This is a genomic window from Pseudomonas sp. CBC3, from assembly GCF_037967085.1.
In the GTDB taxonomy this organism is placed as follows: domain Bacteria; phylum Pseudomonadota; class Gammaproteobacteria; order Pseudomonadales; family Pseudomonadaceae; genus Stutzerimonas.
The window spans coordinates 238,952-253,962 of record NZ_JBANEO010000001.1 but is presented as its reverse complement, the minus strand read 5'-3'; the positions used below and the strand labels follow the sequence as shown (position 1 = coordinate 253,962).

The window sequence follows — 15,011 nt, the reverse complement described above, 5'->3', positions numbered from 1 at the left end:
GTTGGGTATGCGCATGCGCGCGCTGGTGAGTGGTTTGGTATTGATGCTCGCGGCCGTACAGGCCCTGGCTGCATCCGATGTGCAGAGCGTGCGTCTGTGGCGCGCGCCGGACAATACACGTCTGGTGTTCGATCTGTCCGGTCCGGTACAGCACAACGTGTTTACCCTGACGGCGCCGGATCGCATCGTTATCGACGTCAATGGTGGCAATCTACCCAAGCCGTTCGAGCAGCTGGCGCTGAAAAATACGCCGATTTCCGGGCTGCGTGCGGCCAAGTTCGATGCCGATACGTTGCGCGTGGTCATCGATCTCTCCGCCCAGGTCACGCCGAAGAGTTTCACCCTGACGCCGAATCAGCAATACGGTCATCGGCTCGTGGTCGATCTGTACGATGAGGGTGCCGATCCGTCCACCACGGCGGATATTCCAGCAACGACCACGCCGAGCACGCCTGCCGCGCCCGTATCACCGACCCTGCCTGCGCTGAAACTGCCACCGCTGCCCAGTAGCAAGCGTGACATCATTATCGCCATCGATGCTGGCCATGGTGGCGAGGACCCAGGCGCGATCGGTCCGGGCAAGGCGTACGAAAAGAACGTAGTACTCCAGATTTCAAAAGAGCTGCAGCGCCAGATCAATGCCGAAAAGGGCTTCCGCGCCGAGCTGGTCCGAACCGGTGATTACTTCATTCCATTGCGCAAACGCACCGAAATCGCCCGCAAGAAGGGCGCGGATCTGTTCGTTTCGATACACGCCGACGCGGCGCCGCGCTCGTCCGCTTATGGGGCCTCGGTGTTTGCTCTGTCCGACCGCGGCGCTACCTCGGAAACTGCACGGTGGCTGGCCGATAGCGAGAACCGCTCCGACCTGATCGGCGGTGCCGGCAGCGTCAACCTTGGCGAGGACCAGATGCTTGCCGGTGTACTGCTGGACCTGTCCATGACTGCATCGCTGGCGTCCAGTCTGAACGTGGGGCAGAAGGTGCTGAGCAACATGGGCCGGATGACGCGCCTGCACAAGAGTCGGGTCGAGCAAGCCGGATTCATGGTGCTGAAGTCTCCGGATATCCCGTCGATCCTGGTGGAGACCGGCTTTATCTCTAACCCGTCCGAAGCGCGCAAGTTGCAAACCGCTTCCCACCAGCAGTCGCTGGCCCGCTCGATTCACAGCGGTGTGCGGCAGTTTTTCCACGAAAACCCGCCGCCTGGCACCTATGTCGCCTGGCTGCGTGACTCCGGCAAGATTGCCAGTGTTCCCCGCGAGCATGTGGTGCGCTCCGGTGAAAGCTTGGCCTTGCTTGCTCAGCGTTATCAGATCAGCCTGCCTGCGCTGCGCAGTGCCAACAGCCTGAAAGGCGACGTGATCAAGGTTGGTCAGACCCTGAACATCCCCGCTACGACTCTGGCATCGCAGCCATGACCGAGGCTGCGCGCATCCAGCTGCTTAGCCCGCGGCTGGCGAACCAGATCGCCGCGGGTGAAGTGGTCGAACGGCCCGCTTCGGTCATCAAGGAGCTGCTGGAGAACAGTCTCGATTCGGGCGCCACGCGTATCGAGGTGGATGTCGAGCAGGGTGGGGTGAAGCTGCTACGCGTGCGCGACGACGGCTGCGGCATTCCTGCCGATGACCTACCTCTGGCCCTGGCTCGGCACGCGACCAGCAAGATCCGCGATCTTGAAGATCTAGAGCGCGTGATGAGTCTGGGCTTCCGTGGCGAGGCGTTGGCGTCGATCAGTTCGGTGTCGCGTCTGACGCTCACCTCGCGCACCGCCGATGCCGCTGAGGCTTGGCAGGTCGAAACCGAAGGTCGGGACATGGAGGCTCGCGTCCAGCCGGCGGCGCATCCGGTCGGTACCTCGGTCGAAGTGCGTGATTTGTTCTTCAACACACCGGCACGACGCAAGTTTCTGCGCACCGAGAAAACCGAATTCGACCACTTGCAGGAAGTGATCAAGCGGCTGGCGCTGGCGCGCTTCGATGTGGCGTTTCATCTGCGGCACAACGGCAAGGTCGTACTCGCCCTGCATCAGGCCAGCGATGCTGCGTCGCGGGCGCGGCGTGTGGCCTCGGTGTGCGGTCCTGCTTTTCTCGAACAGGCGCTACCGGTGGAAATCGAGCGCAACGGACTGCACCTCTGGGGGTGGGTCGGTCTGCCGACGTTTTCCCGCAGTCAGGCGGATCTGCAGTATTTCTACGTGAACGGCCGTATGGTCCGCGACAAGCTGGTGGCGCACGCGGTGCGTCAGGCATACCGGGATGTGCTATTCAATGGACGCCATCCGACCTTCGTGCTGTTTCTCGATGTCGATCCGGCCGTGGTGGACGTCAACGTCCATCCGACCAAGCACGAGGTGCGCTTCCGCGATAACCGCATGGTGCACGACTTTCTGTACGGCACGCTGCACCGCGCGCTCGGAGATGTACGTCCAGAGGATCAACTGGCCGCGCCGGCCAGCTTGACGCCGATGACTCAGATCACTGGCCTCGCTGCGGGTGAGTTTGCCGGGCAGAACGAGATGAGCCTCGCTGCCAGCGTCCTCGAACAGCCACAACCTCAACAATCCCTCTGGCGCGGAGCGGGAGCCGGCTATCAGGCGCCTCGGCCAATGCCGACCGGCAATGTCGCAGAAGCACAGGGCGCCTATCGTGAGTTCTTTTCGCCGCTGGCCGGGGTGAGCCCGGCGGCCTTACCGGAGAGCCAGGATGACGTCCCGCCGCTCGGCTATGCGTTGGCCCAGCTCAAGGGTATCTACATCCTTGCGGAAAATGCTCTGGGGCTGGTGCTTGTGGATATGCATGCTGCCCATGAGCGGATCATGTACGAGCGGCTGAAGACGGCGATGGCCAGCGAAGGGCTGCGAGGCCAGCCGTTGCTGGTACCTGAATCGATTGCCGTCAGCCAGCGTGAGGCGGACTGCGCCGAAGAGCATGCACACTGGTTCCAGATGCTCGGTTTCGAACTGCAGCGGCTTGGCCCCGAGAGTCTGGCGATTCGTCAGATTCCGTCCCTGCTCAAGCAGGCCGAAGCCACGCGGCTGGTGCAGGACGTACTCGCCGACCTGCTCGAATATGGCACCAGCGATCGCATCCAGGCCCATCTCAACGAACTCCTCGGCACTATGGCCTGTCATGGTGCGGTGCGTGCGAATCGACGCCTGACCCTGCCGGAAATGAATGGTCTGCTGCGTGACATGGAGCAGACCGAGCGCAGCGGTCAATGCAATCATGGCCGGCCGACCTGGACGCAGCTGGGCATGGGAGAGTTGGATAAGCTGTTTTTGCGTGGGCGCTAGCGGATATGAGCTTGTAGCTGAAAGCCAGAAGCTTGAAATAAGAACTCTGCAGAGTTTGGCCGCGCCCTCAGACTGGACTGATTCGCTTCCAGCTTCCTCTTAATGGATTCCACCGATGTTCCCGTTACCCCCCGCCATCTTTCTCATGGGTCCTACAGCTGCCGGCAAGACCGATCTGGCGCTGGAGCTTGCGCGCGTGCTGCCCTGTGATCTGATCAGTGTCGATTCGGCCTTGGTATATCGGGGGATGGACATCGGCACCGCCAAGCCTTCGACCGAAGTGCTTCGGGAGTTTCCGCATCGGCTGATCGATATTCGCGACCCGGCGCAGAGCTACTCGGCCGCTGACTTCGTAGGCGATGCGCTGGCTGCGATGGCGGAAAGTACCGCCGCAGGGCGCATTCCGTTGCTGGTTGGTGGGACCATGCTCTATTTCAAGGCGTTGAGCGAGGGCCTCGCCGATATGCCTGCTGCCGATCCTGCTGTGCGTGCGGAGTTGGAGGCGCAGGCACAGCTAGAGGGGCTGAAGGCGCTGCACCAGCAGTTGGCCGAGGTCGACCCGGAGTCCGCGGCGCGAATTCACCCCAACGACCCCCAGCGGCTGGTCAGGGCGCTTGAGGTCTTCAGGGTCAGCGGCATTAGCATGTCCGAACACCGAGCCCGACAAAGGTCGCAAAAAGCCGGAGCGGGCACGCCAGACGGCGGCGTCTTGCCTTATACTGTCGCGCAGTTGTCCGTCGCGCCTACGCAGCGGCAGGTCTTGCATCAGCGTATCGAGCGACGCTTCGTCGCGATGGTTGAACAGGGCTTTGTCGAAGAGGTCGAAATGCTTCGTAGGCGTGACGATCTGCATCCTGAGCTACCCTCCATGCGTGCCGTAGGCTATCGCCAGGTCTGGAATTACCTGGACGGCTCGTATTCGCGCGATGAGATGGTTCAACGCGGGGTCATCGCTACCCGGCAGCTAGCCAAGCGGCAGTTGACTTGGTTACGTGGTTGGGAGGGCGTTCATTGGCTAGAGAGTTCAGCCTGTGACAATCTGCCGCGAGCATTGAAATACTTGGAGAGGCTCACCATATTGAGCTGACACTGTAATTTGACCGGCTATCCTCAAATCACTGGCCAGCCGTGTTTGATTCTAAAAATTAATGAAAAGATCCTTTAAGGAGTGCGGCACATGTCAAAAGGGCATTCGCTACAAGACCCTTACCTCAACACACTGCGTAAGGAGCGCGTTCCGGTTTCTATCTACCTGGTCAACGGCATCAAGCTCCAGGGTCAGATCGAGTCATTCGACCAGTTCGTCATCCTTTTGAAAAATACGGTCAGCCAGATGGTCTATAAGCACGCCATTTCGACCGTCGTTCCGGGCCGTCCGGTGCGCTTGCCAGCCGCTGGCGACGCGGAGCAGTCCGAGTCGGGTAACGACTAAAGGGGGCCTTCTTTGTTCTTCGAACGTCCCGGTGGTGGTGAGCGGGCTATCCTGGTTCATCTGGATGGTCAGGATCCAGCGGCGCGTGAAGACCCTCAGGAGTTTCAGGAGCTGGCACGATCAGCCGGCGCTGAAGCTGTTGGCTTCGTCAATGTGGCAAGGCATCAGCCTTCCGCCAAGTTTCTGATTGGCAGCGGCAAAGTCGAAGAGCTGCGTGACCTCGTCAAGGATGGCGAGGTCGAGCTGGTCATTTTCAATCACACACTGACGCCCAGTCAGGAACGCAATCTCGAGCGTGCCCTGGAATGCCGTGTGCTCGATCGAACCGGTTTGATTCTGGATATCTTTGCTCAGCGTGCGCGTACGCATGAAGGCAAGCTACAGGTCGAACTGGCCCAGCTGGAATACATGAGTACTCGACTGGTGCGTGGCTGGACTCACCTTGAGCGGCAGAAGGGTGGTATCGGTCTGCGTGGCCCTGGTGAAACCCAGTTGGAAACGGACCGGCGGCTGTTGCGTGTGCGGGTTCGTCAGATCAAGCAGCGGCTGGAGAAGGTTCGGGGCCAGCGTGAGCAGGCTCGCCGAGGGCGTCGCCGTGCCGACATTCCTCTGATCTCTCTGGTGGGCTACACCAACGCCGGCAAGTCCACGTTATTCAACGCGTTGACCGAAGCCGACGTCTACGCAGCCAATCAGCTGTTCGCGACGCTCGATCCGACCTTGCGTCGTCTGGAATTGGATGATCTGGGGCCGGTGGTGCTCGCCGATACGGTGGGTTTCATTCGTCACTTGCCGCACAAACTGGTCGAATCTTTTCGCGCCACCCTCGAAGAGTCCAGCAATGCTGATCTACTGCTGCATGTCATCGATGCGCATGAGCCTGAGCGCGATCAGCAGATCGAGCAGGTGTTGGCAGTGCTGACCGAGATCGGTGCTCACGAGCTGCCGATACTGGAGGTCTACAACAAGGTGGATCTGCTGGAGGGTATCGAGCCGCAGATCCAGCGCAACGCAGACGGTGTGCCGCAGCGCGTCTGGGTATCGGCGCAGCAGGGGCTTGGGCTCGACCTGTTGAAGCAGGCAGTGGCCGAATTGCTGGGCGACGATCTGTTCGTGGGAACGCTTCGGCTTCCACAGAAGCTTGGGCGACTACGGGCGCAGTTGTTTGACTTGGGCGCAGTGCAATCCGAATCCCATGACGATGAGGGCGGCAGTCTACTCGACGTGAGATTGCAGCGTGTCGAGCTGCATCGTCTCATCAGTCGCGCGGGTCTCGAAGCGGAACTGTTCTTCGAGCAACACACTTTGCAATAAAGCTCGGGGGGCTTTTAAGCCGTTCGTTCCGGGCTTTCGGTAGCATTGGCGGGCGCGCCGTTGGCGCGCCTTTAGCTTTATTTGAATGGAGAGCGCTATGGCTTGGAATGAGCCGGGTGGCAACTCGAACAACCAGGATCCCTGGGGTAGCGGTGGCGGTGGTCGTCGCGGTGGTGGCGATCAGAAAGGTCCGCCGGATCTGGATGAGGCTTTCCGCAAATTACAGGACAGCCTCAACGGCATGTTCGGCAAAAAGAAGCGCGGCAGCGGCGGCTCGTCGGGTGGTGGCAGTGGACGGCGTGGCGGTTTCGCGCTGCTCTGGGTCGGCTTGGTCGTGCTGCTGGCCGTCTGGTTGTCCAATGCGATCTACATCGTCGACGAGCAGGAGCAGGCCGTGGTGCTGCGCTTCGGCAAATATCACGAAACTGTCGGTCCCGGCCTGAACATCTATTTCCCGCCGTTCGATCGCAAGTTCCAGGCTAACGTCACTCGCGAGCGTTCTTATAGCAAGCAAGGGCAGATGTTGACCGAGGACGAGAACATCATCGAAGTGCCGCTAACGGTGCAATACAAGATCAGCGACCTTCAGGCCTTCGTACTCAACGTCGAAGATCCAGAAGCATCGCTACAGCATGCGACCGATAGCGCGGTTCGCCATGTCGTAGGCTCCACGGCGATGGATCAGGTATTGACCGAGGGTCGTGAGGCCATGGCGAACGAGGTCGAGGAGCGACTGCAGCGCTTCCTCGACAACTATGGCACCGGCATCATCGTCACCCAGGTCAACCTTCAGAGTGCGGCAGCGCCGCGTGAAGTGCAGGAAGCCTTCGATGACGTGATTCGTGCACGTGAAGACGAGCAGCGCGAGAAGAATCAGGCCGAGTCCTATGCCAACGGTGTCATTCCCGAAGCGCGTGGTCAGGCCCAGCGCATGCTGGAAGAGGCGAGCGGTTATCGCGATGCGGTGATATCCCGGGCCCAGGGTGAGGCGGATCGTTTCTCCAAGCTGGTTGCCGAATACCGCAAGGCACCTGACGTGACGCGTGAGCGCCTGTATCTGGAAACCATGCAAGAAGTCTTGAGTAACACCAGCAAGGTTCTCGTGACGGGTGAGGATGGGCAGAACAATCTGCTTTACCTGCCGCTGGACAAGATGATCAACAGTCGTGGTGCTTCTGCCGAGCGTTCTGCTGCGGCATCCGTTTCGGGCGCTTCGACTCAGACTACGCGAATGCCTCCGGAACTGGATCCGCGTGAAGTGCGTACAAGGGAGGTCCGCTAATGAGCAATAAATCCCTGACCGCCCTGATTGTGGGCGTGGTGCTGGCGATCGTCCTTTGGAACAGCTTCTACATCGTCTCGCAGACAGAGCGTGCGGTGATGTTGCGCTTCGGTCGTATCGTCGAGCCCGACGTGAAGCCGGGTCTGCATCTCAAGATTCCTTACGTGAACAGTGTTCGCAAGTTCGACGGGCGGTTGATGACGCTCGATACTTCCACCTCGCGTTTCCTCACGCTGGAAAAGAAGGCGCTGATGGTTGATTCCTACGCCAAGTGGCGTGTGGATGATGCCGAGCGCTTCTATACCGCGACGTCGGGTATGAAGCAGATCGCGGACGAGCGCCTCGCGCGTCGCCTGGAGGCCTCGCTACGAGATCAGTTCGGTAAGCGGACCCTGCACGAGTCGGTCTCGGGTCAGCGTGATGAACTGATGGCCGTTGTGACCAATAGTCTGAACCGAGCCGCGCAGCAGGAACTCGGAATCGAAGTCGTCGATGTTCGTGTCAAGGGCATCGACCTCCCGCGCGAAGTGAATCGCAGCGTGTTCGAGCGTATGAGTTCCGAGCGGGAGCGTGAAGCGCGTGAGCACAGGGCAAAAGGTAAAGAGCTGGCCGAGGGCATCCGCGCGGATGCCGACCGTCAGCGGCGCGTCCTGCTGGCCGAGGCCTTCCGTGAGGCTGAAGAGTTGCGTGGTGATGGTGACGCGCAGGCGGCCGCTATCTATGCTGCAGCTTACGGGCAGGATCGGGAATTCTATTCCTTCCACCGCAGTCTGCAGGCCTACCGAGACAGCTTTGCCAGTAAGGAAGATGTCCTGGTGCTGGACCCCAAAAGCGACTTCTTCCGCTATCTGGAGTCCGCAACGGCGCAATGACCGCAAGGGTCATCCGGCTGGACGATGCCGTCCACCGGGTGACCCGTTGGCGAAACATTGTTATGATCCGCGAGCCGGGGAAAACCCGGCTTTTTTGCGTCTGCGCCCTGGTGGGGCAGACTGATCCGGGCGTGGCCAGCCATGCCGATCCCCTTATGGGGCGTGGCGCTGTCGCCATGGTTCGAACACAATCGCACGCGACCGATGGGTGGCCCAGGCCGGAGCCCCGGTGTTCGTCTGCTTGACTAGGCTTGCCGTATCGAGAGGTGATTGGCGAAATGGCAACGGTAGACCGCTGGCTACTGCCAGATGGCATCGAAGAGGTGCTGCCGCCCGATGCGGCGCGTATCGAAACCGCAAGGCGCCGTGTGCTGGACCTGTTCCAGTGCTGGGGTTACGAGTTGGTCATCACTCCTCATGTGGAGTTTCTCGAGTCGCTGCTGACGGGAGCGGGGCAGGATCTGGATCTGAAGACATTCAAAGTCATTGATCCCTTGTCCGGCAGACAGATGGGCCTGCGTGCGGATATTACCCCGCAGGTAGCGCGGGTGGACGCACATACGTTGCGCCGGGAAGGTCCCAGTCGCCTGTGCTACGCCGGCAGCGTACTGCACGCCAAGCCTCAGGCGCTCGCGACGTCGCGTAGTCCGATTCAGCTGGGCGCCGAGCTTTATGGCGACAGCAGCATTTCAAGCGATCTCGAGGTGATTAGCCTCATGCTGGAGACCCTTGGTCTCGCCAGTGTGCCTGATCTGCACATGGATCTCGGTCATGTAGGCATTTATCGCGGGTTGGCGCGTGCGGCAGGTTTGTCGGGAGATGCCGAGCAGTGCTTGTTCGACGCATTGCAGCGTAAGGCGATGGACGAAATTGCGGCCTTGACCGCCAACGTCGAGCCGTCGCTGGCGAGCATGCTGCGCGCACTGGCACGGCTCTGCGGCGGGCGCGAGACGCTGGATGCGGCGAAAGTCGTCCTGGCTGGCGCTCCGTCGGCAGTGCGAGAAGCGCTCGATGGATTGATTCAGATCGCTGAACAGCTGGCGGTGCGGTATCCGAATCTGCCGTTGTATTTCGATCTGGGCGAACTGCGCGGCTATCACTATCACACCGGCGTCGTGTTCGCGGTGTTCGTGCCTGGCGTTGGGCAGTCGATCGCACAGGGTGGTCGTTATGACGACATCGGTGCGGATTTTGGGCGGGCGCGTCCGGCGACCGGTTTCTCGACGGATTTGAAAACCTTGGTCAGCCTCGGTAATGCCGAATTAGCGTCCCCCGCAGTCGGTATTTGGGCGCCCTATGACACTGACCCGGGGTTATGGAAGTCGGTCTGTCGGCTGCGCGAACAGGGTGAGCGTGTAGTGCAAGCTCTGGATGGACAGCAGGGCGATGCGGCGCTAAGTGTTGGCTGCGACCGGCAGCTAGTGTTGCAAGAGGGGTCCTGGACCGTAACGCCGCTGACCCGCTGATGCGGGCTGGATCGTAAGTGCCAGGCTGGTTTCCAGAATTCGCCGGTCGTGACCGGTAATGCTTCGCCAAGAGGACAAAGGTTTATGGGTAAGAATGTCGTGGTCCTGGGCACCCAGTGGGGTGATGAGGGCAAGGGCAAGATCGTCGATCTGCTGACCGATCAGGCGGCGGCTGTAGTCCGCTTCCAGGGTGGCCACAATGCCGGTCATACGCTGGTCATCGACGGCGAAAAAACTGTGCTGCACCTGATTCCATCCGGCATTTTGCGTGAAAACGTGGAATGTCTGATTGGCAACGGCGTAGTCGTGGCGCCGGACGCGTTGATGCGTGAGATCACCAAGCTGGAAGAGAAGGGCGTGCCGGTGCGTGAGCGCCTGCGCATCAGTCCGGCCTGTACCCTGATCCTTCCGTATCACGTGGCGCTGGATCAGGCGCGCGAGGCGGCGCGTTCCGAAGGCAAGATCGGTACGACGGGTCGTGGCATCGGGCCAGCCTACGAAGACAAAGTTGCGCGTCGCGGCTTGCGCATCGGCGATCTGTTCAATCCCGAGCGTTTTACCGTCAAGCTGCGTGAGCTGCTCGAGTACCACAATTTCATTCTGCAGAATTTCTACAAGGTCGAGCCTGTCGACTTCCAGAAGACGCTGGATGAGGCGCTGGGTTACGCCGAGATTCTCAAGCCGATGATGACCGACGTGTCGGCTCGCCTGCATGAGCTGCGCAAGCAGGGCGCGCGCATCATGTTCGAAGGTGCTCAGGGCTCGTTGCTGGACATCGATCATGGCACCTATCCATATGTCACCAGTTCCAGCACCACCGCTGGCGGTACGGCTACTGGTTCCGGTTTCGGTCCGCTGTATCTGGACTACATCTTGGGTATTACCAAGGCCTACACGACTCGGGTCGGTTCCGGTCCGTTCCCCACTGAATTGTTCGACGAGACCGGCGCGCGTCTGGCTGAGCGCGGTCACGAGTTCGGTTCCACCACCGGCCGCGCCCGCCGCTGTGGCTGGTTCGATGCCGTGGTGCTGCGTCGTGCCATCGAGATCAATAGTGTGTCGGGCATCTGCCTGACCAAGCTGGATGTGCTCGACGGGCTGGAAACCATCCGTATCTGCGTTGCCTACAAGGATCGCAACGGCGACGTGCTCGTCGATGCGCCGACCGACGCGGATAGCTACCAGGGTCTGCAGCCAGTCTATGAAGAAATGCCGGGCTGGGCCGAATCCACCGTCGGAGCCAAGTCGCTCGATGCGCTGCCGGCTAACGCCCGCGCTTACATCAAGCGTCTGGAGGAGTTGGTCGAGGCGCCCATCGACATCATCTCAACCGGGCCGGATCGCAACGAGACCATCGTGCTGCGTCATCCTTACGCCTGATCGCGGCTGATGATAAAAAGACCGCCTCAGGGCGGTCTTTTCATTTCTGCTTAAGCCGCGCTGAGCTCTTGAGCTGCCGGCGCGATGCGATCAGCGTTGTTGGGGCGCTATCGGATTCGTCGTAGCGGAAACGAAAAAACCGAGCCAATGGCTCGGTTTTTTCTGAAGAGTGGTGCCCAGGAGAAGACTCGAACTTCCACGATGTTGCCATCGCTAGGACCTGAACCTAGTGCGTCTACCAATTCCGCCACCTGGGCACATTGCGATGATTGCTCACCGACTTCTGTCGATTGCTGGTCGAGGCCGACAAACCTCGTGTTTATGAATTCTCGCCAAGGCAAGAGCTTCATCGAATAAATGGTGCCCAGGAGAAGACTCGAACTTCCACGATGTTGCCATCGCTAGGACCTGAACCTAGTGCGTCTACCAATTCCGCCACCTGGGCACTGCACAAACGATGATACTTCATCGTTTCCGTGTTACAACGTCTACCAGACATTGTGGGCGCGAACTATACGGGCGAGGTTATGCCTTGTAAAGCCCCGCCCAGGAAAAATAATTCGCTCGAAAGCTGCCGCCGGCGTGCGTTTCGCGCTTCAATAGATAGGGGCGTTCTGCCTCTATAAATGAATGAAAGGTGACATCTCTTAATGGCCGATTGGCAATCCCTCGATCCCGAGGCCGCACGTGAAGCGGAAAAGTACGAAAACCCCATTCCCAGCCGCGAGCTGATTCTCCAGCACCTGAGCGAGCGCGGCTCGCCAGCGGCGCGTGAGGAGCTGGTGGAAGAGTTCGGATTATCCTCCGAAGACGATATCGAAGCTCTACGCCGCCGCTTGCGTGCGATGGAGCGTGACGGTCAGTTGATCTATACCCGGCGTGGCACTTATGCCCCGGTGGACAAGCTTGACCTGGTTTGCGGGCGCATCAGCGGTCATCGCGACGGTTTCGGTTTTCTGATTCCCGACGATAAAAGCGACGACCTGTTTCTGAGCCCTGCACAAATGCGCCTGGTATTTGATGGCGATCGCTGTCTGGCTCGGGTTGCCGGACTCGATCGCCGCGGGCGGCGCGAAGGCGCGATCGTCGAAGTGATCAGTCGCGCGCATGAAACCATCGTCGGACGTTATCAGGAAGAAAGCGGTATCGGTTTCGTCATGGCCGACAACCCGAAGATTCAGCAGGAAGTGCTGGTGACGCCGGGTCGCTCCATGGATGCCAAGCCGGGCCAGTTCGTCGAGATCAAGATCACCCACTGGCCGACTCAGCGCTTCCAGCCTCAGGGCGACGTGGTCGAAGTGATCGGCAATTACATGGCCCCTGGCATGGAAATCGACGTTGCGCTGCGCAGTTTCGATATCCCCTACGTCTGGCCGGATGCGGTGAAGCGTGAAGCGGCCAAGCTCAAGTCGGAAGTCGAGGAGAAGGACAAGCAGAAGCGTGTCGATCTGCGGCATCTGTCTTTCGTCACCATCGATGGCGAAGACGCTCGTGACTTCGACGATGCGGTCTATTGCGAGAAGCTGAGTGGCTGGAAGCTATTTTCCGGTGGTTTCCGGTTGTACGTCGCGATTGCGGACGTATCGCATTATGTGAAAGTCGGGTCGGAGCTGGACAAGGAAGCCGAGCTGCGGGGTACGTCGGTGTACTTTCCCGAACGGGTCGTGCCAATGCTCCCGGAGGAGCTGTCCAACGGTCTCTGCTCGCTGAATCCGCACGTCGATCGGCTGGCCATGGTCTGCGAAATCACCCTAAATAAATCAGGGAAAATGACCGATTACCAGTTCTACGAAGCGGTTATCCACTCCCATGCGCGGCTGACGTATAACAAGGTCAGCAGCATGCTTGAGCAGCCTTCCTCGGCCGAAGGCAAGCGATTGATTGGCGAATACGCGCAAGTATTGCCGCATCTCAAGCAGCTCCACGCGCTGTACAAGGTGTTGCTCAAGGCGCGCCACACGCGTGGTGCGATCGATTTCGAAACTCAGGAAACGCGCATTGTCTTCGGGGCGGAGCGCAAGATCGCGGCCATCACCCCTACCGAGCGCAACGATGCGCACAAGCTGATCGAGGAATGCATGCTATGCGCCAACGTGGCCACGGCGCGCTTCCTCCAGGATCATGATATTCCCGGTCTGTACCGCGTTCACGACGGGCCACCATTGGAGCGTCAGGAAAAGTTGCGGGCTTTTCTCGGCGAGCTGGGGCTGACGCTGCACAAGGGCAAGGAAGGGCCTACGCCAAAGGATTATCAGGCGCTACTGGAGCGGATTCAGGGGCGGCCCGATTTCAACGTGATCCAGACGGTAATGTTGCGGTCGTTGAGTCAGGCGGTCTACAGCCCGGACAACAATGGTCACTTTGGCTTGAATTACGAGGCATACGCGCATTTCACCTCGCCTATCCGTCGCTATCCGGATCTATTGATTCATCGCGCGATCCGCAGCGTGATCCGCTCGCGTCGCGATACGGGGCATGTACGTCGAGAGGGCGCGACCAGTATGCCAAAGGCGCGCATCTATCCCTATGATGAGGCCGCTCTGGAGCAGCTCGGCGAGCAATGCTCAATGGCCGAACGGCGCGCCGACGAGGCGACGCGGGATGTGGTGAATTGGCTCAAGTGCGAATTCATGAAGGATCGCGTCGGCGAAACCTTCCCCGGCGTGATCACCGCTGTGACCGGATTCGGCTTGTTCGTCGAGCTGACTGATATTTACGTGGAGGGACTGGTTCACGTCACTGCAATGCCGGGTGACTACTACCATTTCGATCCATTGCACCATCGGCTATCCGGTGAGCGCAGTGGGCGGAGTTTCCGCCTGGGTGATAGCGTCGAAGTTCGGGTGATGCGTGTCGATCTCGATGAGCGCAAGATCGACTTCGAACTGATCAGCGGCGGCAGCAAAGCTGGCGCGGGTGAACGTGGCTCGGCTGGTGACAAAGGTGATAGCCGGAAAACAGGGCGCGGCCGAAAAGGCACCGAAAGTTCCGCCAAAGGCGGGGAGCCGGTCAGCCCGGAGGTTCGCAAGAGCCGGGAAATCAAAAAGGCGCTGCTCGCGGATGCGAAAGGAAGCAAGTCGACCGCGAGCAAGCCCAAACGCAGCTCCTCGAAGTCTAAGGCTAACAGCAAGCCGTCGGCCAAAGCTGAAGGCGGTGCCCCGCGAAAGCGTAAGGCCAAGTCATGAGTGATCTTGAAAAAATCTACGGCCTGCACGCCGTGGAGGCTTTGCTTCGTCACCATCCGAGGCGGGTCAAGCAGATCTGGCTGGCCGAGGGGCGCGACGATCCTCGAGTACAGGCGCTGGTTCAATTGGCTGCGCAATCGAAAGTCCGCGTCGGTCAGTGCGAGCGTCGTGAAATGGATGCCTGGGTCGAGGGCGTGCATCAGGGCGTGGTGGCTGATGTCAGCCCCAGTCAGGTCTGGGGCGATGCCATGCTCGAAGAGTTGCTGGACCGGGCCCAGGGCGCGCCGTTGCTGCTTGTGCTCGACGGTGTAACCGACCCCCACAACCTCGGTGCCTGCCTGCGCACCGCCGACGCGGCCGGCGCGCTGGCGGTGATCATTCCCAAGGACAAGTCCGCAACCCTTAACGCTACGGTGCGCAAGGTGGCTTGCGGTGCGGCGGAAGTCATTCCGCTGGTGGCTGTGACCAATCTGGCGCGAACGTTGGAAAAGCTGCAGCAACGTGGCTTGTGGGTGGTCGGTACGGCGGGGGAGGCCGAGCAGGAGATCTACGATCAGGACCTCAGTGGTCCTATCGTTCTGGTGATGGGTGCGGAAGGCAAGGGTATGCGCCGTCTGACACGCGAGCACTGTGATTTCCTGGTCCGCCTGCCGATGGCTGGAAGCGTCAGCAGTCTCAACGTGTCGGTCGCCACAGGCGTCTGTCTGTTCGAGGCACTGCGCCAGCGTCGTTCGGCAGGTTAAGGGTTGACTGACAAGTTGCCCCCCGCGTTGCCGTTCATCGCGA

General features: G+C 60.1%; 11 protein-coding genes and 2 tRNA genes. 11 read left to right on the top strand and 2 right to left on the bottom strand.

Annotated elements, in window-relative coordinates; genetic code table 11:
• Positions 1 to 7: 7 nt before the first annotated feature.
• The 9 genes from V6943_RS01180 to V6943_RS01140 all read left to right on the top strand — a co-directional run bounded on the left by V6943_RS01180 (position 8) and on the right by V6943_RS01140 (position 11,040).
• Positions 8 to 1,420, top strand: a complete 1,413-nt coding sequence (locus V6943_RS01180) for an N-acetylmuramoyl-L-alanine amidase (protein ID WP_181099909.1) — start codon at positions 8 to 10, stop codon at positions 1,418 to 1,420.
• On the top strand, positions 1,417 to 3,294 hold the full coding sequence (gene mutL, locus V6943_RS01175) for a DNA mismatch repair endonuclease MutL (RefSeq protein WP_340552365.1): 1,878 nt from the start codon (positions 1,417 to 1,419) through the stop codon (positions 3,292 to 3,294). Before V6943_RS01180 ends, mutL begins: the two co-directional genes overlap by 4 nt.
• A 115-nt stretch (positions 3,295 to 3,409) precedes the next feature.
• Positions 3,410 to 4,381, top strand: coding sequence for a tRNA (adenosine(37)-N6)-dimethylallyltransferase MiaA (miaA, locus tag V6943_RS01170; RefSeq protein WP_340552364.1), 972 nt, complete (start codon positions 3,410 to 3,412; stop codon positions 4,379 to 4,381).
• Positions 4,382 to 4,471: 90 nt separating this feature from the next.
• Positions 4,472 to 4,726: an RNA chaperone Hfq gene (hfq, locus tag V6943_RS01165; protein ID WP_021206763.1), complete on the top strand. Its 255-nt coding sequence runs from the start codon at positions 4,472 to 4,474 to the stop codon at positions 4,724 to 4,726.
• 12 nt (positions 4,727 to 4,738) lie between these two features.
• Entirely contained in the window at positions 4,739 to 6,040 is a 1,302-nt protein-coding gene (gene hflX / locus V6943_RS01160) for a ribosome rescue GTPase HflX (protein ID WP_340552363.1), read from the top strand.
• Between the two features lie 97 nt (positions 6,041 to 6,137).
• On the top strand, positions 6,138 to 7,322 hold the full coding sequence (hflK, locus tag V6943_RS01155) for an FtsH protease activity modulator HflK (RefSeq protein ID WP_131649784.1): 1,185 nt from the start codon (positions 6,138 to 6,140) through the stop codon (positions 7,320 to 7,322).
• The gene (gene hflC / locus V6943_RS01150) at positions 7,322 to 8,194 is read left to right on the top strand and encodes a protease modulator HflC (RefSeq protein WP_131649785.1); all 873 of its coding nucleotides are present in this window, start codon (positions 7,322 to 7,324) and stop codon (positions 8,192 to 8,194) included. The genes hflK and hflC overlap by 1 nt, the downstream gene beginning before the upstream one ends.
• A 278-nt stretch (positions 8,195 to 8,472) precedes the next feature.
• Complete coding sequence (locus V6943_RS01145; protein ID WP_340552362.1) at positions 8,473 to 9,660, top strand: ATP phosphoribosyltransferase regulatory subunit; 1,188 nt, start codon at positions 8,473 to 8,475, stop codon at positions 9,658 to 9,660.
• 84 nt (positions 9,661 to 9,744) lie between these two features.
• The gene (locus tag V6943_RS01140) at positions 9,745 to 11,040 is read left to right on the top strand and encodes an adenylosuccinate synthase (protein ID WP_340552361.1); all 1,296 of its coding nucleotides are present in this window, start codon (positions 9,745 to 9,747) and stop codon (positions 11,038 to 11,040) included.
• Between the two features lie 170 nt (positions 11,041 to 11,210).
• Here the strand turns inward: V6943_RS01140 and V6943_RS01135 are convergent.
• A tRNA-Leu gene (locus V6943_RS01135) sits at positions 11,211 to 11,297 on the bottom strand.
• Between the two features lie 101 nt (positions 11,298 to 11,398).
• Positions 11,399 to 11,485 (bottom strand) — tRNA-Leu (locus V6943_RS01130).
• A 205-nt stretch (positions 11,486 to 11,690) separates the two neighbouring features.
• Here V6943_RS01130 and rnr point away from each other — a divergent pair.
• On the top strand, positions 11,691 to 14,225 hold the full coding sequence (rnr, locus tag V6943_RS01125) for a ribonuclease R (RefSeq protein WP_340552360.1): 2,535 nt from the start codon (positions 11,691 to 11,693) through the stop codon (positions 14,223 to 14,225).
• Positions 14,222 to 14,968 carry a 23S rRNA (guanosine(2251)-2'-O)-methyltransferase RlmB gene (gene rlmB / locus V6943_RS01120; protein WP_340552359.1) on the top strand — a complete coding sequence of 249 codons (747 nt, stop codon included), beginning with the start codon at positions 14,222 to 14,224 and terminating at the stop codon, positions 14,966 to 14,968. The genes rnr and rlmB overlap by 4 nt, the downstream gene beginning before the upstream one ends.
• The last annotated feature ends 43 nt before the right edge of the window (positions 14,969 to 15,011 follow it).